Annotated in this window: 16 protein-coding genes; 6 read left to right on the top strand and 10 right to left on the bottom strand. The window is 60.9% G+C overall.

Annotated elements, in window-relative coordinates; all coding sequences use genetic code 11:
• Positions 1 to 395 precede the first annotated feature (395 nt).
• On the bottom strand, positions 396 to 1,289 hold the full coding sequence (locus tag AB3X55_07560; protein MEX0503437.1) for a DUF3800 domain-containing protein: 894 nt from the start codon (positions 1,287 to 1,289) through the stop codon (positions 396 to 398).
• Positions 1,290 to 1,739: 450 nt separating this feature from the next.
• Between AB3X55_07560 and AB3X55_07555 the strand changes: the two genes are divergently transcribed.
• Entirely contained in the window at positions 1,740 to 2,144 is a 405-nt protein-coding gene (locus tag AB3X55_07555) for a hypothetical protein (GenBank protein MEX0503436.1), read from the top strand.
• Between the two features lie 32 nt (positions 2,145 to 2,176).
• On the opposite strand, the gene AB3X55_07550 is transcribed toward AB3X55_07555, so the two are convergent.
• From AB3X55_07550 to AB3X55_07540, 3 genes are all read right to left on the bottom strand, one after another.
• On the bottom strand, positions 2,177 to 2,689 hold the full coding sequence (locus AB3X55_07550) for a hypothetical protein (protein ID MEX0503435.1): 513 nt from the start codon (positions 2,687 to 2,689) through the stop codon (positions 2,177 to 2,179).
• 248 nt (positions 2,690 to 2,937) lie between these two features.
• On the bottom strand, positions 2,938 to 3,864 hold the full coding sequence (rpoH, locus tag AB3X55_07545; GenBank protein MEX0503434.1) for an RNA polymerase sigma factor RpoH: 927 nt from the start codon (positions 3,862 to 3,864) through the stop codon (positions 2,938 to 2,940).
• Positions 3,865 to 4,128: 264 nt separating this feature from the next.
• Entirely contained in the window at positions 4,129 to 5,151 is a 1,023-nt protein-coding gene (locus AB3X55_07540; GenBank protein MEX0503433.1) for an RluA family pseudouridine synthase, read from the bottom strand.
• 76 nt (positions 5,152 to 5,227) lie between these two features.
• Here AB3X55_07540 and AB3X55_07535 point away from each other — a divergent pair, with 76 nt between their 5' ends.
• Positions 5,228 to 5,563 (top strand): hypothetical protein, encoded by a 336-nt coding sequence (locus AB3X55_07535; protein ID MEX0503432.1) that lies wholly within the window; start codon positions 5,228 to 5,230, stop codon positions 5,561 to 5,563.
• A 7-nt stretch (positions 5,564 to 5,570) separates the two neighbouring features.
• On the opposite strand, the gene AB3X55_07530 is transcribed toward AB3X55_07535, so the two are convergent.
• Positions 5,571 to 5,915: a hypothetical protein gene (locus AB3X55_07530; protein ID MEX0503431.1), complete on the bottom strand. Its 345-nt coding sequence runs from the start codon at positions 5,913 to 5,915 to the stop codon at positions 5,571 to 5,573.
• Between the two features lie 332 nt (positions 5,916 to 6,247).
• Here AB3X55_07530 and ettA point away from each other — a divergent pair, with 332 nt between their 5' ends.
• Positions 6,248 to 7,927 carry an energy-dependent translational throttle protein EttA gene (gene ettA / locus AB3X55_07525; protein ID MEX0503430.1) on the top strand — a complete coding sequence of 560 codons (1,680 nt, stop codon included), beginning with the start codon at positions 6,248 to 6,250 and terminating at the stop codon, positions 7,925 to 7,927.
• Positions 7,928 to 8,017: 90 nt separating this feature from the next.
• Here the strand turns inward: ettA and AB3X55_07520 are convergent, their stop codons facing one another.
• Entirely contained in the window at positions 8,018 to 8,653 is a 636-nt protein-coding gene (locus AB3X55_07520) for a phospholipid-binding protein MlaC (protein MEX0503429.1), read from the bottom strand.
• Positions 8,653 to 9,465, bottom strand: a complete 813-nt coding sequence (locus AB3X55_07515) for a VacJ family lipoprotein (protein ID MEX0503428.1) — start codon at positions 9,463 to 9,465, stop codon at positions 8,653 to 8,655. Before AB3X55_07515 ends, AB3X55_07520 begins: the two co-directional genes overlap by 1 nt.
• A gap of 186 nt (positions 9,466 to 9,651) precedes the next feature.
• Here AB3X55_07515 and AB3X55_07510 point away from each other — a divergent pair, with 186 nt between their 5' ends.
• Genes AB3X55_07510 through AB3X55_07500 form a run of 3 tightly spaced genes read left to right on the top strand, consistent with a single transcriptional unit; the run spans position 9,652 to position 14,657 of the window.
• Positions 9,652 to 11,895 carry an ATP-dependent helicase gene (locus tag AB3X55_07510; GenBank protein ID MEX0503427.1) on the top strand — a complete coding sequence of 748 codons (2,244 nt, stop codon included), beginning with the start codon at positions 9,652 to 9,654 and terminating at the stop codon, positions 11,893 to 11,895.
• 9 nt (positions 11,896 to 11,904) lie between these two features.
• Positions 11,905 to 12,873, top strand: coding sequence for a 50S ribosomal protein L11 methyltransferase (locus AB3X55_07505; protein MEX0503426.1), 969 nt, complete (start codon positions 11,905 to 11,907; stop codon positions 12,871 to 12,873).
• Entirely contained in the window at positions 12,870 to 14,657 is a 1,788-nt protein-coding gene (locus AB3X55_07500) for an aminopeptidase P family protein (GenBank protein ID MEX0503425.1), read from the top strand. Before AB3X55_07505 ends, AB3X55_07500 begins: the two co-directional genes overlap by 4 nt.
• On the opposite strand, the gene ligA is transcribed toward AB3X55_07500, so the two are convergent.
• From ligA to AB3X55_07485, 3 genes are read right to left on the bottom strand one after another with little or no spacing between them, the layout of a single operon-like run.
• Positions 14,654 to 16,765 (bottom strand): NAD-dependent DNA ligase LigA, encoded by a 2,112-nt coding sequence (gene ligA, locus AB3X55_07495; GenBank protein MEX0503424.1) that lies wholly within the window; start codon positions 16,763 to 16,765, stop codon positions 14,654 to 14,656. The two genes, AB3X55_07500 and ligA, sit on opposite strands and share 4 nt — an antisense overlap.
• Before the next feature lies 1 nt (position 16,766).
• Positions 16,767 to 18,428, bottom strand: coding sequence for a DNA repair protein RecN (gene recN, locus AB3X55_07490; GenBank protein ID MEX0503423.1), 1,662 nt, complete (start codon positions 18,426 to 18,428; stop codon positions 16,767 to 16,769).
• A gap of 2 nt (positions 18,429 to 18,430) precedes the next feature.
• Positions 18,431 to 19,246 carry an outer membrane protein assembly factor BamD gene (locus AB3X55_07485; protein MEX0503422.1) on the bottom strand — a complete coding sequence of 272 codons (816 nt, stop codon included), beginning with the start codon at positions 19,244 to 19,246 and terminating at the stop codon, positions 18,431 to 18,433.
• Between the last annotated feature and the right edge of the window lie 74 nt (positions 19,247 to 19,320).

Here is a 19,320-nt window from a genome sequence, read left to right as displayed (position 1 = left end):
TCGAGATGGTCTGTCGGAACGGGTGATTGATGGAATGGCTGGGGGCCAGCCATGTCATCTGTGGCAAGTGAAATGTTGTCCCCGTTAAAGTATCGCTAACGCCGGTGAGCCGTACCCGGCGCGGATTCAGGCTGTAATGCGCCGCGCGCTGCCGCAACCGCTACACATTTGTGTGAGTGGGGGTGGTATGGCGGTGAGGGTTGTTGGAAAGAAACAGAAGTCGACGGCGGTGTTGCCTTCGTCTGCTGTGTTGTAAAATATTTGACAGTATTTATTTTTTGCTTCTATGGTTCGCGTGGAGGTTCGGCTTCTGGGAAGGCCATTTGGAGAAATCCTTATCGCAGTCTGCAGAAGGCATTACCTCCTTCTTTATTTATGGCTTCCTGATTTATGACTCAATTTATTGTGCGGGACGAATAGGGGTCCGGCACATAGATTATTCCATACAGGTTGTAGGTTTTTCCTTCGGTTCCGTCATATGACTGTCCTTGATACTGGAGCGCCCCACAACGCCCCCCAAATTGTTGGTGTATATCATCTCGTGATGCCCCGGCGAATCCCCACTCGGGACGGCGAAATCCCCAGTTTATGCAATATATGCAGATGTCAGCCGCCTGCACTCCGGCAGACAGTTCGGAGTCAATGAATAGCGGTGTCGGGACAATCCACTGTGCCCGTCTACGGCCGTTCTGCGATTTCTCGAAATAGTCTCCTATGCGTTTCAAAAACCGGCGGTCCTCGGTCTTGTCCGATTGGTCCATGACCAGCAGTCCATGCTCACCTTGTTTCTCAAGAAACCAAAAATATCGTTCAAGCAGGAAATTCTGGTCCTTTCTCAGGAAATCACTGAACTGATAGTCTCGTGGCGGTTTAATTCCTCTTGGTATGGCGGCGGCGAAGAGTTGGGCCTCATGCTCTTTCAGGAGATCGAAAATTTTTTCCACCATCATCAAGGATGCCTGACCGTATGCGGTGAATTCATCCTTCCTGGGTGCTGTCTTTTTTCGTTTGCTGTCCAGGAATCGACGGACAAGCTGTTGCCTCTCCTGGTCCCTGAACAGAGGTGACCGTCTTGCCCAGGTGAACCTCTGGTGCTCCAGCAGTTTTGATCCTTTAAGTTCAATTCTGAATTCCGCCAAACTGACGCCGAAGATATCTCTTTCAGCTTTTCTCACGGCATTGGTGAACTCCCAGATGTGTTTGGCATGGAGCGCTACTCCGCCTCTGACTTCAAGCGGCGTGTTTTTGTGGTCATGGCCACTTTCATCCATGAATAAAAGCCAGGACATGCTCATGCCTCGTTAGCTGTGAGGTGTCAGTTGCAGGGATAGCTCTTCATCTGGTTGAGTCCGTTAGCTATCCATCCACACCACCCTAACCCGCATCCCGCTAAATTTTCGTTAACGCCTGCTTCGGCTTTGAGTACAATGGTACTCCGTTAAGACCGTGCGGTGTGGTGTGTTGCAGTGAAGTGTCTGGAATCATTATGATTTCTGAAATTTCCGCCCCCGATTTGCAAAGGTCGGGGGTGCTGGGTATCGTGTCGATACCACTACGTCAAAGTAGGTCTAGGCGACCCCTGTCGGGTCGCCTGCCGAATAGAACACCCTCGCGGGGAATAGGCAGGAACTTCGCCTAGGCCTAGTTACGTAGTGGTCGGCCTGACGCCAGGCCGGCCTGTGACAGCGTGCCGTTACCTTTGACATATGCAACCGCAGCCTTTGAGAGGGGAAGGGGCCATGCCCCGCCGTGACACATCACACCATGCCCGTTGTGCCATTATGGATCTGGCAAGTATGGGTCTTGCCGAAATAAATTTGGGCCGTAGGGGTTTTGGCGGTCTGCTGCTGGCAGGTCTACTGCTGGTTGGCGGCTGCGCCGGGCAGGCACCTGTGGCCGGGACGATGGGGCAGGATGAGATCGACCGGATGTTTGACGGGCTGATAGAAAGTCTCGTCACTGACCGGGCCCCCGATATGGCAACTGATATGGCCCCCGATATGTTCGCTGACCGGATGGACCATCATCCGGGGGCGGGCATGTCCATCGAGATGTTGCTGGAATTGTACAATAAATCCACCGCCGCGCAGGACTGGCAGCGATTGCCCGACATGCTGTCGCCGGTCACACCATCGGCCTTCTAGGCCACCTTCTAGGCCACCTTCTGGGCCGCCTTCTAGGGCGCTTCCATGATCTTCAGGATTGTCGGTTGCCCGGCCCCCTGGCTCTGGCGCCGGATGGTGATCTGGCTGTCGGTTCGGGGCGTGGCTGTTGCGGGCGTGGCTGTTGCCGACGCTGGCAACTGGGACGCTGGCAACTGGATGGGCGTTTCCTGATGGTCATCCGCCTCGATCACCAGCGGCGCGGTGTGGCTGGTGGTGTTGGCAGGTGCCTGGCGTCCCGACGCAAGCGCCTGCTGCAACAGATGCTTGGCTGTCGGCGTGGTGGTGATGCTGTTGGTGCGGGAAATCAGCCGCGCCGGCTTGCCGCCTTCGGGGGCGGCCATAAACAGGATTGTGCCGGTCTGGTCCCCTGATGGCTGCTCGGCTGACGGGCCGGTGGCCTCGATGCCCCCGGAATCGGCCACCATATCGATATCTGCCGTATTGCCGGGGCCGGTATTGCCGGGCCCGTCGAGATGAACAGTCTTCTGGGTGCCGGACCCGCACCCGCCAAGCGCCAGCATCATGACCGCGACGACAGGAACGATACCGGTCCTGATGGCTCTGGTCCTGATGACCCCGGCCCCAAATCGGCACAGGGGTTTCCAATGACCGCAGCGCCGATCATCGGCCTGGTATCCGGCAGATTGATGTTCGGCAGATAGATTTTGTAGATTTCGGGCAAAGGGTACCATGTACCCGATGATGCCGGGTATATGTTAAGCAGAGGTTAGCACCGCTTCACAAACCGGCGAGACGGCACGCCATTTTCGGCCTAGGCCCCCAGAAGGGCAGCCTCGCCGCTGTCTGCCGGCAGCAGCTTCAATTCCTCGGCCTTGTCGCGGACGGCCTTTTGCAGCTTTTCAAAGGCCCGCACCTCGATCTGCCGGATCCGTTCGCGGCTGACCCCGAATTCGGCGGCAAGATCCTCCAGCGTCAGCGGTGGTTCGGCAAGGCGGCGCGCCTGCAGGATCCGCTGTTCGCGTTCGTTCAGATCGCCGATGGCGTCCATCATCAAACGCTGGCGGGCGGAAAATTCCTCGGCTTCGGCAAAGGTTGTCTCCTGATCCTCGCTGTCATCCTCCAGCCAGTCCTGCCATTCGCCGCTGCCCTCGCCGTCGCGTGACAGCGGGACATTCAGCGAACGGTCATTGCCGGCCATACGCTGGTTCATCGACATGACCTCGGCCTCGGTCACGTCGAGGCGGGTGGCGATTTCGGTTACCTGTTCGGGCTTCAGATCACCATCATCGATGGCCTGGATCTGGCCCTTGATACGGCGCAGATTGAAGAACAGCTTTTTCTGGCCGGCGGTGGTGCCGATCTTGACCAGCGACCATGAGCGCAGGATATATTCCTGGATCGCCGCCTTGATCCACCACATGGCGTAGGTGGCAAGCCGGAATCCCTTTTCCGGCTCGAATTTCTTCACCGCATGCATCATGCCCAGATTGCCCTCGGAAATCAGGTCGGCAACAGGAAGACCATAGCCGCGATATCCCATCGCGATCTTGGCGACAAGCCGCAGATGGCTTGTCACAAGCCGGTGCGCGGCGTCGACATCGCCGCGTTCCTTCCATGCCTTGGCCAGCATGTATTCTTCCTTCGGCTCAAGCATCGGGAACGAGCGGATCTGCTCAAGATAGCGCGACAGATTCCCGTCCGGGCTGATCGCGGGGAGGTTCGTCTTCGACACTGCCATCTGTTTCTCTCCATCGTTCATTCATGGAGGCGGTCATTCATGGAGGCCGGGATGCACGGATTAGCGGCCTTTGTCATGACTATTGCCATTAACCTGACTAAACCACGCATTCAGGGCGGGATTAAGGCGATATTCGGCAAAAGTCTTTTTATGGGTGAAGGTCTGCCTACGGGGTCTATATAGGGGTTTGTGGGCCGAATTCAATGGCTGAATATTGTCTTTCTCTTTGAAATAAAGCGATATTCTTTGCGATCTCTGGAAAGTCTAGCGCCGGGGGCGGGCCGTGGCGCGGCGCGCGATTCCCTGTTCGATAATGCCGACCAGCGCGCTCATGTCGGCTGGCAGCGGGGTTTCGAATTCCAGCATCTCGCCGGTCACCGGATGGGCCAGCCCCAGGCGCGTCGCATGCAGCGCCTGGCGGCCAAACCGGCGGATTTCGGTCAGACAGTCACGCGCCGGCGCATCCGGCATCTGGCCGCTTCGCATTGGTCGGCCATAGACGGAATCGCCGATCACCCCATGCCCAAGATGCGCCATATGAACACGAATCTGGTGCGTGCGCCCGGTTTCCAGCCGACATTCAACAAGGCTGGCAAAGGGGGGAAGGCGGCGGATCACACGCCAGTTCGTGGCGGCAAACCGGCCATTCGCGACAACGGCCTGCTTTTTCCGGTCGCGGTTCGAACGGCCGAGCGGCGCTTCGATCCTTCCGTCATTCTCGCCCGGCATGCCCCACAGGATGGCGGTGTAGCATCTGTCCAGATCGTGGGCGGCGAACATGTCGGTCAGGCGGGTATGGGCGCGCTGGCTCTTTGCCGCCAGCATCACGCCGGATGTGTCCTTGTCCAGCCGGTGGACAATGCCGGGCCGCATTTCGCCGCCAATGCCCGTCAGGCCGTTGCCACAATGGTTGATCAGCGCGTTGACAAGCGTGCCATCGGGCTGTCCCGGACCGGGGTGGACAACCATGCCAGCCGGTTTGTTGATCACAATCAGGTCCGCATCCTCGAACATGATGTCGAGGGGAATATCCTGCGCCACCGGTCTGGCGTCGCGCACCGGCGGCAGGCTCAACACATAGGTGGCACCGTCACGGACCGCCTGTGACGGGTCGGTTATCACCGTGCCGTCCTCGGTCACGGCACCTTCGAGGATCAGCGCCTTGACGCGGGTGCGCGACAACGGCTCGTCGCCTGTCACGGCGGCGGCAAGAAACCGGTCGAGACGGTCGCCGCCGGCGGTGTCATCGGCGGTAACTGTCAGATGCTGTGTGGCGTTGCTGGTCATTGGCGGGCAGACTAGCCTATATTGACCGGCGAAGACACTCTTCAATGGGGCGGCGGCGTCCCGGAAAGGCATTGTGATGCAATCTGGTGACCCAAAGGCGGCGGATCATGAGGCACAGCCATCCGCCATCGTGCGGAATCTGGGCATGATCAAGGCCGCGGCCATCATCATGGGGGTTCTGATCATCGTGCTGACAGCGGTGGTGATCGGCACCATCGCCTCGCGGCTGGCAAAGATGAGCGCACCGCCGGCCGAAATGTCGATCTCGCTTCCCAAGGGGGTGACGCTTCGCTCGGCAAGCGCCGATGGTGACGGGTTCGTCATTGTTGTCGATACACCGCAGGGGCCGCAGATCTGGCGGCTGTCGCCGGATGGCGCGCCGGTGCAGACAATCGGGGTCGTGTCCGAATAGGCGTGATCTAGAGGCCGATTTCCGCGCGCACCGACAGCAGCAGCCCTTCAAGCGGCATCGCGCCAAACCCCGGCACGTCATAACCGATGACAAGCGGCAGGATATAATAGCGAATGATGAACAGAAGGAACGCCAGATAGAGCGGCGCTGTGCGGTCGATCACCCAGCGCGGTGCCAGCATCATCACGACGCGGGTCGGTGGCATGACAAGCGTGTTCAGGGCGCGCATCAGGCCGAGCCGGCTGTCTTCCTTGATGAACATCGACATCAGGAACCGCAAAGCGGCAGCCCACATCAGAATGCCGAGCGGCAGATCGATCACGATCCCAAGGGCTGGCAAGCTGTCCGCCATGATATGTCCCCGTCGATGTCCCCACGCGCCCAACCCAGCTTAGACAGCGGTGATGATGAATCAAGATTTATCGTCATGCCGGCATTTATCGTCATTCCGGCAAGGTTGGTCAGCAGGCTGGCTGTGACAGGCCCGCAAAGGCGGTGATTGTCCGCCCTGAAGGCCTGCAAAGATCATCTGTTGGCGGCCCATTGCGGCCCATTGCCAGATTGCTTGTTGAGATTGGGGGGCGCGCACGCTAGAACCTGCCAGGGCCACTGCCTGTCAGGCTGGCCACAAAGACAATGCGCCGACCGTTGGCACTGCCGGTTTGTTCAGTCAGGAGACACATAATGTCCAGCCATCAATATGTTTACGTCATGCATCGCCTGTCCAAGACTTGGCCCGGCGGCAAGGAAGTGCTGAAGAATATCAGCCTGTCCTTTCTTCCCGGCGCGAAGATCGGCGTTCTCGGCCTGAATGGCGCCGGCAAGTCGACATTGCTGAAGATCATGGCCGGGCTGGATACAGACTTCAATGGCGAGGCATGGGCCGCCGACGGGATCAAGGTCGGCTATCTGGCGCAGGAGCCCGAGCTGGACGAAAGCATGGATGTGACAGGCAATGTTCTGGCCGGCATGGGCGAGGCCAAGGAGCTGATGGACCGTTTCAACGAGGTCAGCGCCCGTTTTGCCGAGGAACTGAGCGATGACGAGATGAATGCGGTGATCGCCGAACAGGCCGAGCTGCAGGAAAAAATCGACGCCATTGACGGCTGGGATCTTGAGCGCAAGGCGGAAATCGCGATGGATGCGCTTCGCGTGCCGCCCGGTGATTCAGATGTGAAAAAGCTGTCGGGCGGTGAAAAGCGCCGGGTTGCGCTGTGCAAGCTTCTTCTCAGCGCGCCGGACATGCTTCTCCTCGATGAACCGACAAACCACCTCGATGCCGAATCCGTGGCCTGGCTGCAGCGCTTCCTGCATGATTTCCCCGGTACCGTGGTGACGATCACCCACGACCGCTATTTCCTCGACGAGGTGGCAGGCTGGATCCTTGAACTGGATCGGGGCGCCGGCATCCCTTATGAAGGCAATTATTCGGGCTGGCTGGAACAGAAGCAGAAGCGTCTGGAGCAGGAAGGCAAGGCCGAGGATGCGCGTGTGAAGTCGCTGTCGCGCGAGCTGGACTGGGTGCGGGCCGCGCCAAAGGCACGTCAGGCCAAGTCAAAGGCCCGGATCAGCGCCTATGAAAAGATGCTTGCCGATGAAGGCCAGCGCCAGATCGATACCGCCAAAATCCATATTCCCGCCGGGCCGCGTCTGGGTGACGTGGTGATCAATGCCGAAGGGCTTGGCAAGGGGTTTGGTGACAAGCTGTTGATTGACGGATTGTCATTCCGGCTGCCGCCTGGCGGCATCGTTGGCGTTATCGGGCCGAACGGCGCCGGCAAGACCACCCTGTTCCGGATGATTACCGGCGGCGAGACACCCGATACCGGCAGTTTCACCGTCGGCGAGACGGTAAAGCTTGGCTATGTCGACCAGTCACGCGATGACCTTGATGATTCAAAGACCGTCTGGGAGGTGATTTCAGACGGTCTTGATGAGGTGGAACTCGGCAAGCGCACGATGCCGTCGCGTGCCTATGTCGGGCAATTCAATTTCAAGGGTGGCGACCAGCAGAAACGGGTCGGCCAGCTGTCGGGAGGCGAGCGCAACCGGGTGCATCTGGCGCGGATGCTGAAAAGCGGGGCCAATCTGCTGCTGCTTGACGAACCGACGAATGATCTTGATGTCGATACGCTGCGGGCGCTGGAAGAGGCGCTTGAGGAATTTGCCGGCTGCGCCGTGGTGGTCAGCCACGACCGCTGGTTCCTCGACCGGATTGCCACGCATATTCTGGCCTTCGAGGGCAACAGCCATGTCGAATGGTTCGAAGGGAATTACGAGGCCTATGAGGCTGACCGCAAACGCCGGCTTGGTGCCGAAGCGGACCGCCCGACCCGGATCAAATACAAACCTATCAGCCGCTAGGCCGATCAGCCGCTACGCCAATGAGCCGCTACGCCGGTCAGCCGCCAGGCTGTCCGGCACCGCGCCTTCGGTGACCCGGCGCGCCGTCTGTCAGTTGGAATGGGCGGGTGCGTCGAGTCGCGCCCGCATGGCGTCGATCAGGGCCGTGAACTGACCTCTGCCCTTGCGAATCACGGCCACATTTTCCTGTTTCTGGGTGACCAGAAGCGACAGGTTCTCTATTTCGATATCGAACACACGCGGTGGTGCGTCTGCGGGGGTCAGCACCCGCCAGCTGACATTCACCGGTGGCCGCGCGCCCTTTGTGTCGGTAAAGGTGCCGCTGACAATGACGAATTTGTCGCCTTTCACGCTGCTGGCACCGGCGGTGTAGTCAAGCCCGTCAAGCTGGTCGAAATTGCGCACAATGGTGCCACACAGCACGTCCCGGAACAGCACGGTGTATTCGGTGCGCTGTGCGGTGTCGGCGGCCCGCCAATATGGCCCGGCTGAAAAGCGGGTAATCGATTCCATGTCGAAATAGGTTCCCAGCACCCGGTCGATTTCAGCGGTGCGCGCCGCCACATCACCTGTATCGGTGGCAAGAAAGCCCTTCAAATCGGCAATCATCCTGTCGATCAGGGCGCTGGCGGCGTCCAGGCGGTCATCGGCGCTGACAACACCCGCCGGCAGCAGGGTAATGCCAAGCGATGCCAGCCCAAGGCCAAGAACATCACGGCGAAACATCAGTTGGATCCCTCGAACAGCGACTCGAACTCATCCTCCGACACCGCGCTGCCGGCGCTGGCGGCCACCCTGTCCTCAAGCAGGCTGATCCGCGTCTGGTAATAGACCGAACGGGTTCGCGCATAGGGATCAAGGGCGTTGTATTTCACATCATTGAACGCATCGAAATTGGCGGCCCGGAAATTGACCGCCCCGACGGGCGCCTGTGCCGTGCGCAGGGTGTCTGCCGCATTGCTGGTGCCAAAGATCTGCAGCGGGTTCATCACGAAATCGACCACATCTCCGGTCAGCGAGCGGGCGGTGCGGGGGCCCAGCACAGGCACCATCATGTAGGATCCTTCGGGAACGTCATAGGCGGCAAGGGTCTGTCCAAAATCTTCGGAATGGACCTCCTGGTCATCCTCCGACAAATCGGCAAACCCAAGCGTCAAGCCGTTTACAAGGAAATTCAGTGTTGCCAGCGCGGCATTTTCATATTTGCCCTGAAGGGTGGAATTGATGGCTGTCGACGGCATCGACGCCCACCGCAGATGGTTGTCGATTGCCGCCCGGCCACCCTCCGGCACCGTGTTGCGATATCCGGATGCCACCGGCTCCAGCACATGGGTGTCGACACCCATATTGAAAGCAAAGACCTTGCGGTTCGCAGCCTCGTAACGATCGCGCGAATCACTGCGCTCGGCAGGCGGGGTCGATGAACAGCCGGCAAGCACCAGAATCACCGTGGCGACAGCCAGGCTTCCCGGCCCGCGCCGCTGACTGCGCCGCTGACTGCATTGCTGTCTGCACTCTGGAACACGACTTACCTTCATCAACAGACCTCTGCCATTTGTCACGCCAGAAGATATCGCATGCAAGACAAAATGCAAAGCTGCGGTCTTGATGGTGCCGAAGCCCGGCAAAAGTCCGACAAGAATCCGGCCAAAAAAACGGGCATTGATGCCGCATGACGGCATGCGACATTGACCCGTGGGCGGTGATTTGCGAGGTTGGGCGACATGCAGATTTCCCCGCAATCAGAGCATCCCTGGCGCGACGGCCTGAACGAGGCACAGAGTGAAGCCGTACGCAGTCTTTCCGGACCGGTTCTGGTGCTGTCGGGGGCTGGCACCGGCAAGACCAGGGTGTTGACTTCGCGCCTTGCCGAGCTTGTTGCCACCGGCACCGCAAAGCCGTGGAACATCCTGGCCGTGACCTTTACCAACAAGGCGGCGCGCGAGATGAAGATGCGCGTATCGGCGATGGTGGGGCCGCTTGCCGAACAGGTCTGGCTTGGCACATTCCATGCTCTTGCCGCCCGGATGTTGCGCCGCCATGCCGAGCTTGTCGGTCTGCGAAGTGATTTCACAATCCTTGACATGGATGACCAGAACCGGGTTCTGAAACAGCTGATGGAGGTGGATGACATCGACTCCAAACGCTGGCCGGTGAGGCTTCTCGGCGGCGTGATCCAGCGCTGGAAGGACCGCGGGCTCACCCCGGACAAGGTCGGGCTTGCCGAGGCGGGCGATCTTGCCAATGGTCGGCTTCGCCAGCTCTATGAGGCCTATCAGGCGCGACTTCTGGCGCTGAATGCGGTCGATTTCGGAGATTTGCTGCTGCATATGCTGACCGTCCTGCAGGGACACCCCGATGTGCTGGCGGAATATCATGGCCGCATCACACACATCATGGTCGACGAGTACCAGGATACCAACGTTGCACAATATCTCTGGCTGCGCCTGCTGACCGGCAGCAACCGCAATCTGTGCTGTGTCGGTGATGACGATCAGTCGATCTATGGCTGGCGCGGTGCCGAGGTGGGCAACATCCTGAAGTTCGAAAGCGATTTCCCGGGTGCCAAGATTGTCCGTCTTGAGGAGAATTACCGGTCGACAGGACATATCCTTGCTGCGGCATCGGGGATCATTGCGCGCAACGAGACGCGGCTTGGCAAAACCCTCTATACCGGGGCGGGTGATGGTGAAAAGCTGCGCGTCAACGGATATTGGGACGGGGCTGACGAGGCCCGTGCCGTGTCCTCGGAAATCGAATCGATCCAGGCCGCCGGCGAGGATCTGTCGCAGATTGCGGTTCTGGTCAGGGCCGGGTTCCAGACCCGTGAATTCGAGGAACGTTTCATCGCCATTGGCCTTCCCTACCGGGTTGTCGGCACACGGTTCTATGAACGGGCGGAGATCCGCGACGCCATCGCCTATCTGCGGCTGATCAGCCAGCCTGCCGACGATCTGGCCTTTGAGAGAATCATCAACGTGCCAAAACGGGGGCTTGGAACGGCCAGCATTCAGGCGATCCATATCCAGGCACGGGCCACCGGAAAGCCGCTTCTGGCGGCGGCGATCGATCTTGTCGCCAGTGACGAGTTGCGACCCGCGGCGCGTACCGCGCTTGGCGGCTTCTGTCAGGATATCAGACGCTGGCGCGAGGTTTCAGGAACCTTGCCCCATACCGATCTGGCCAAGATGGTGCTTGATGAATCCGGCTACACCGCGATGTGGCAGGCCAACAGGTCGCCAGAGGCCGAAGGTCGGCTGGAAAACCTGACCGAACTTGTCAACGCCATGCAGGATTTCGACACGCTGCAGGGGTTCCTTGAACATATCTCGCTGGTCATGGATGGTGATTCGCAGTCCGACCAGGGCGAGGTGACCTTGATGACCCTCCACGCAGCCAAAGGTCTGGAATTCGACACCGTCTTTCTTCCCGGATGGGAGGAGGGGGTGTTCCCAAGCCAGCGCACAATCGACGAGAATGGCGCTGTCGGGCTGGAAGAGGAACGACGGCTTGCCTATGTCGGCATCACCCGCGCCCGCCGGAAAATCTTCCTCAGCTTTGCCGGCAGCCGGCGGATCCACGGCCAGTGGCAGAGTTCGATCCCCTCGCGGTTTGTTCAGGAACTGCCACCCGAAACGGTGATCGAGGATATCGTCCAGGGGCTTGGTGGCGGCATACCCTTTGGGCGGGCCGCACAGGCACAGCTTGCCGGGAATGGTGGCTTTGGCGAGTCGCCGCGCGGCGGCTACGGGCCTGGCTGGCGCCGGATGGCGGCGCGCCAGGAAAAGACCGAGGCGGATCACTATCTGCCGACAGGCAGCAAGGATGGCTTTGTCGCCGGGGATCGTGTATTTCACCAGAAATTCGGTATGGGAAACATCATCCATATCGATGGTGACAAGCTTGAAATCGCCTTTGACAAGGCCGGTCACAAGAAAGTCGTGGCCGGGTTTGTCAGCAAACCGTAATCTGCCGCGATGACCAACCTCTACACTGTCAGCCTGCAGCTTGACCAGAGCCTGTCGCCCGGCCAGCTTGGCAGCTTCGAGATGGTGTTTTCCGAGCTTCTCGATGCCGCCGCGACCGCGCATCTTCGTGACGGTGGCGGTGACTGGGTGATCGAGGCAATATTCACCTCGCCGCCGGACAATACGGCCATTGATGGCCTTCTGGCATCCTGTTTTGCGGCCTGTGGGCATCCTCCGGTGCCGGTAACGGTCCGCCAGCTTGCCGACCGTGACTGGCTTGCCGAGAACCGCGCGGCCTTTCCGCCGCGACAGATCGGCAGGTTCTGGATTTTCGGCGGCCATGTCGAAACGCCCCCGCCAGCGGCAAGCTGGCCGGTTCAGGTCGAGGCCGCGCAGGCCTTCGGGTCGGGAACGCACCCGACAACCGAGGGCTGTCTTCGCGCGCTGGAGGATATTCTTCGTGGCGGCGCTTTGCGGCGTCCGCGCTGCCTCGATATGGGATGCGGGTCGGCTATTCTGGCGCTGGCCGCGTTGCGGGCACGGCCCGGGGCGATGATGCTGGCCACGGACAATGACCCGATAGCCGTGCGGACAGCGGCCGCGAATGGCCGGATCAACCATATCGCGCCGCACCGGCTTCATGCCGTCTGCGCGCAGGGCTATCAGTCACGTCGGGTACGCGGCGCGGCACCGTTCGACATCATTCTGGCGAATATCCTTGCCAGACCATTATGTCAGATGGCCGGTGACCAGCGGGCAAGCCTTGCCAATGGCGGCTGGCTGATCCTGTCCGGCATCCTGAACAATCAGGCGGTGATGGTGGAACGGCGCTATGCCGCCCAGGGGTTGCGCCTTGCCAGGCGGATCCGGATCGGGGAATGGACAACACTTGTCATGCGCCCGGCGCGCCTTGGCCTGTCCCGCAAGCTATGGCATTCTGCCCCGTCACCCACAGCATCTGTCGGACCCGCGAAATGAGCAGTCTCACCCCATCGGAAAAGCTTGCCGGCCTGCGGGCGATCCTTGCCCGGCGCGGCCTTGATGGCTGGTATGTGGGACGCGAGGATATGTTCCAGGGCGAAGAGGTGCCACCGCGCGAGGAGCGTCTTGCCTTCATCAGCGGTTTTACCGGTTCGGCCGGCTTTGGGGTGATCCTGCCCGATCACGCGGCGCTGTTCAGCGATGGACGATATACGCTGCAGATGAGCAGGCAATCCGACCCGGATCTGTGGCGCACATTCACCCTGCCGGAGGCCAGCCTCGCCGGCTTTCTGCAAGAGGCGAGGGCAAATGGCCGGCGCCTTGGCATCGATCCGCGGCTGGTCACGGTGCGCGGGTTTGAACGGCTGCAGGAGACATGCCTGAAAGCCGGGGTGGAGCTGGTCGCCGATGACGACAATCCGGTCGATTCCTTGTGGGGCGATGACCGGCCCGGCACAGTGCCGTCGCGACCATTTCGCATGCCGGACCGTGTGGCCGGCCAGTCCATGACCGACAAGCTGGCGGCGTTGTCGGCGCGCCTCGAAGCCGAAGGGTGCGAGGCGGTCGTGATCAGCCGTCCCGACGCGGTGAACTGGCTGGTGAATATTCGTGGCACGGATCTGTCGAACACGCCGATCAATCTTCTGTTTGCCCTGTATCACCGGGACAATGGATTGATCCTGCTTGGTGACAGGGATCGTCTGGCCCCGGTCATGGAAGGGGATCTGGCAAATCAGGCTGCAATTGTGGCCCTGTCGCAATTTGGCGATCTCATTGATGCGCGGGCCGGATATGGTGACAAGGTGAAGGTGATGTTCGATCCTGACAGCCTGCCGCAGCAATTGCATGCGCCGCTTGCCAGGGCAGACATCACGCCGGTGGCCGCGCCCTGTCCGGTCACCGCGATGAAGGCGGTGAAGAATGATATCGAGTTGGACGGCACGCGGCGCGCGCATGTCGAGGATGGCGCTGTCATGGTTCGGTTTCTTGCCTGGCTGGACAGCGGCGCGGCGCGGGGGCTGAGCGAAACCGAAATTGCCAGCCATCTTCTGGCCCTTCGCAAGGCAAGTCCGCGCTTTCTTGCCTCGAGTTTCGAGACCATCTGCGGGTCCGGGCCGAATGGTGCCATTGTGCATTACCGCGCCATTCAAGGGCAGGACAGTGTGCTGGTCGATAACAGCCTGCTTCTTGTCGATTCAGGGGCGCATTACAATGACGGGACCACCGACATCACCCGTACCATCGCCATTGGCACCCCGACGCCGCAGATGATTGCCGCGTTCACGGCGGTTCTGCGCGGTCATATCGCCGTGGCGACGGCGCGTTTTCCCCAAGGAACGACCGGCCAGCAGATTGATGCCCTTGCCCGCGCGCCAATGTGGGCCGTGGGGCTTGATTACGCGCATGGCACCGGGCACGGGGTGGGGCATGTCATGCAGGTCCATGAAGGTCCGGCAAGCATCTCCAAACGCGGCACCGTGGCACTGGAAACCGGCATGTTGCTGTCGAACGAGCCGGGATGCTACCGGGTTGGCGAATGGGGAATCCGGACCGAGACACTGGTCGCCGTTACCGGACAGGATGATGACGGCTTCATGGGGTTCGAGACGATCACCATCTGTCCGTTCGACAGGCGGTTGATTGACGGCGCGATGCTGCTTGCCGCCGAACGGGCCTGGCTGAACGATTATCACGCGCGGGTCGAGGCGACGCTGGCCCCGCAGCTTGCCGATGACGCACCGTGCCTTGCATGGCTTCGGGCGGCCTGCGCCCCGGTCTAGCCCGCCGCGCCGGCGTCAATCATCGCCAGCCAGTCTTCCTCGCTGAGAACGGTCACGCCAAGTTCGGCCGCCTTGCGGGCCTTCGAACCTGCATCCGCGCCGGCAACAAGATAGGTCGTCTTTGTCGAAACCGATCCCGACACCTTGGCGCCGAGGGATTCGGCGCGTGCCTTCGCCTCGGCGCGGGACATGCCCGCCAATGTCCCGGTGAAGACAATGGTCTTGCCGCTGATGGCGCTGTCGTCCGACGGGCGTTCGGGCGGGGTCACGTCAAGCTGGGCCAGTAGGTCGGCAACCGACGCACGGTTGCTGTCATTGGCGAAAAATCCGATCAGATCCGCCACCATTGACTCGCCAATCTGGTCGATGGCCACCAGCTCTGTGGATGTTGCCTCAAGATCGGCGGATGGCGACAGCGCCGCCATCATTGCGTCCGGCTGCATGAAATGCAGCGCCAGAATGCGCGCCGTCGCCTGACCGACCTGACGGATACCAAGGGCAAAGATGAAGCGTTCAAAGCCAATCTGGCGGCGTGCCTCTATGGCGGCAAGCAGATTGGTGATGGACGTCTCGCCATAGCCGTCGAGCGCGGCCATTTCGGCGCGCCTGTCACCAAGGCGAAAGATGTCGGCTGGCCGTTCAACCCAGCCAAGGCCGACAAACTGGTCGATCTGCCGCGCGCCCAGACCCTCGATATCAAAGGCATCGCGGGACACGAAATGTTTCAGCCATTCCAGACGCTGGGCAGGACATTCCAGACTGTTGGTGCAGCGCCTTACAGCCTCGCCTTCGGGCCGCATGGCCGGCGCGCCACATTCCGGACAGCTGTCGGGAAAGACAAACTCGGTACTTTCGGCGGGGCGTGCCTGATGGATGACGCGCACCACCTGTGGGATCACATCTCCGGCCCGCTGGATCACCACCCTGTCGCCGACGCGCACATCCTTGCGGCGGATTTCATCCTCATTGTGCAGGGTGGCGTTGGACACCACCACACCGCCAACGGTGATCGGGGCAAGCCTGGCAACAGGTGTCAGCGCGCCGGTTCGTCCCACCTGAATGTCGATGGCGTTGAGGGTCGTTTCGGCCTGTTCGGCAGGGAATTTATGCGCCAGTGCCCAGCGTGGGGCACGGGCAACCTGGCCCAGACGTTCCTGATAGTCATGCCGGTCGACCTTGTACACCACACCGTCGATATCATAGCCGAGATCGGCGCGCGCGGCGCCAATGGCGGCATAGACAGCCAGCAGGCCGGCGACATCATCACAGCGCTTTGACAGCCTATTGATGCTGAACCCCATTCCGGCCAGTGCCTGAAGGCTCATCATATGGGTGTCGGCCAGAGGGGCGCTGACTTCGCCAAGTGAATAGGCAAAGAACTGCAACCGCCGCGAGGCCGTCACACCGGGATCCTTCTGGCGCAACGATCCGGCAGCGGCGTTGCGGGGATTGGCGAATATCTTGCCGCCGGATTCCTGCTGTGCGCTGTTCAGGGCCAGAAAATCGGCCCTGTCCATATACAGCTCACCCCGTACCTCGAGAATGGCTGGCGGGCTGCCGGCAAGCCGGGCCGGTACCGCCTCGATCATTCGCACATTTGCCGTTACGTCCTCGCCCTCCGTGCCGTCACCGCGGGTGGCGGCCTGAACCAGAATGCCGTTCTCATAGCGCAGGGACAGCGACAGACCATCGATCTTCGGCTCGGCGGTGAAAGCCAGCGCAGCCGCATCGTCAAGCGACAGGAAGCGTCTAATACGGGCCGCAAAATCGGCAATGTCCTCGTCTGAAAAGCCGTTATTGAGCGACAGCATCGGTCGCACATGGCGGATCTTGCCGAACCCGGCGACAACCGGCGCGCCGACGCGCCTGCTGGGGCTGTCATCGCGGATCAGGTCGGGAAAGACGGCTTCGAGATCGCGATTGCGGGCCACCAGCGCGTCATAGTCGGCGTCGCTGATCGCCGGGTCGTCCTCGCCATGATAGCGGGCATCATGCCAGGCGATGGCGATGGCGAGCGATTCCAGCTCCTGGCGTGCCGCGTCGATATCCATTTCGGATGCCGGCGTGGTGCCGGGGCGCAGCGCGCTGATCGCCTTGTCATCCGTCATCCTAACGCTCCAGCAGGGCCAGCGCGGCGGCGCGCGCCTCGGCGGTGATTTGTTCGCCAGCCAGCATGCGGGCGATTTCCTCGGTGCGGGCATCGTCGGCCAGTGGTTCGGTGGCGCTGATCACGCCGCTGTCTGTTGCTGTCTTGGCAATCCGCATATGATGATCGCCCTTTGCCGCGACCTGCGGTGAATGGGTCACGACAAGGGTCTGGGTGGTTTTCCCAAGCCGGGCCAGCCGGTCCCCAACCGCAGCCGCGACAGCGCCGCCAACGCCGGAATCGACCTCGTCGAAAATCAATGTCCGGCCGGCCGCGTCACCCTCCAGCGCGACCTTCAGCGCCAGCAGAAAACGCGCCAGTTCACCCCCGGATGCAATCCGGTCGATCGGCCCGGCCTTCATGCCCTGATTGGTGCTGGCCTCGAAACGGACCTGCTGTGTGCCAAGCGGCCCGAACTGGTCCGGTGGCAGATCGCTGATGGCCGTGGCAAAGCGCGCGCCTTCCAGTTTCAGCGGTGGAAGTTCGCCCATGACCGCCTGGTCAAGTCGCTGCGCCGCCTGCAGCCGGTTGGCGGCGACAATGGCCGCAATCTGCTGATAATAGTCGCGCCACTGGCGTTCATTGTCGGCAAGTTCGGTCAGCGCGCCGGCTGAATCCTCTATGCCCGCAAGACTGGCGGCAAGACGTTCGTGAACCGCGGCAAGATCATCAGGTGTGCAATCATGCTTGCGCGCCTGCTGGCGCAGCTCGTGAAGTCTGTCATCGACGGTTTGCAGCCGCGCCGGGTCGTTTTCCAGCTCGTGTCCGGCGCTGCTGATGCTGGCAGCGGCCTCGGCAAGCTCGGCATCGGCCCGGCCAAGCGCGGCCTGGGCCTCGTCAAGCAGGCCGGCAGCAAGTGGTGCCGCCCTGTCAAGCGCGGCGCGGGCCCGGCCAAGCATGGCCTGGGCACCGCTGTCACCGAAAATCGCATCATCGGCAATGGCCAGACCTTCGCCGATGCGCCCGACATTCGACAGCCGTTCACGCTCGGCGGACAGCTCGTTTTCCTCGCCTGGTCGCGGTGCCAGCATGTCCAGCTGCTGCACCGCGTCGCGAAGCCATTCCTCTTCGGCGCGCGCGGTTTCCAGATCGCGTTTCGCCTGGGCCAGATTGCGCTGCGCCTGAAGCCAGTTTGTCCAGCCGGAACGGAGTTTTTCCAGAACGTCCCGATGATTGGCGGCGCGGTCGACATGGCCAAGATGGGTCGCGGGATCAAGCAACCCGCGGCCTTCGAATTGCCCCTGTATTTCAACCAGCGAGTCACCGATTTCGCGCAACAGCGCCGCTGATACGGGGGTGTCATTGATGCTGGCCGAGGATTTGCCGTCGCTCTTCAGCCGGCGGCGCAGGATCAGCTCGTCATCCGGCGGAATATCGGCTTCGGCAAGGCGGGCCCATACCGGATGATCCGCTGCCAGATGAAACACCGCCGATACCTGCGCTGTTGCCTCGCCCTCGCGGATCAGGCGAAAATCGGCGCGGCTGCCAAGCGCCAGGCCAAGCGCATCAAGAAGGATGGATTTACCGGCACCTGTCTCGCCCGTAAGCACGGTCAGCCCATGCTCGAAGGTCAGCGTCAACCGCTCGATCAGAACGATATTGGAGACCGACAGGCTGTGCAGCATGGCTAGCGATCAAACAGGTCTGACAGGGATTCGATGGCGCGCTGGAACATGCCCTTCGGCAATGACCGCGCAGGATCCTCGGCAAGTGACAGCAGTTCCTTGGTCCAGAACGAGTCCGGGTAGTTGTAGACCGCGACCGATCCAACACGGTCGGCTTCATCGACCAGGCCAAGCGCAAGATAGGCCTCGACCATCCGATACAGCGCCTCCGGCACCTGATTGCTTGTCTGATAATCCTGCACCACTTTCGCAAAGCGTCGCAGGGCGGCGGTATAATGCCCACGCTCGGTATAGAAACGACCAACCGCCATTTCCTTGCCGGCCAGATGCGAACGGGCAAGGTCCGCCTTCAGTCTGGCATCACGAACATAGGTGCCCTGCGGAAAGCGAAGCAGCATTTCATCGAAAGCGTTCATTGCCAGAAGGGTCATTTCGGCATCGCGCTCGACATCGACGATCTGTTCATAATAGCAGAGCGCCCGAAGATAATAGGCATATTGGACCATCTCGTCCGCCGGGTACAGCTCGATAAAGCGTTCCAGCGCGGCGACAGCGCGGGGATAGTCATTGTCCTGATAGAATGACCATGCGGCCATGATCTGCGAACGAACGGCGAGGTCCGAATAGGGATGCTGGCGTTCCACCTCTTCGAATTTCGGGGCGGCCTTTCCGGGTTCGCCTTCGGTTGCCAGCGCAAGCGCCTCGTCATACAGCGTGCCGGCAGGCCGTTCTTCCTGTTGCAGCGGTTCGGGTGCGGCACAGCCTGTTATGGCAAGTGTTGCGGCAAGGGCAATGGATGTCAGAAGAATCTTGGCCAAGATGGCTCTCCACAGGGGCGGTAGGTCTCTGGCCCGACACAGGATCGGATGCCGGACAAAGCTTGCGCCCACAA

This window comes from Alphaproteobacteria bacterium LSUCC0719, from assembly GCA_040839025.1.
Classification (GTDB): Bacteria; Pseudomonadota; Alphaproteobacteria; order Puniceispirillales; family Puniceispirillaceae; genus UBA8309.
Note: the sequence above shows the minus strand (reverse complement) of the source record. Positions and strands in the feature narration are given on the sequence as shown.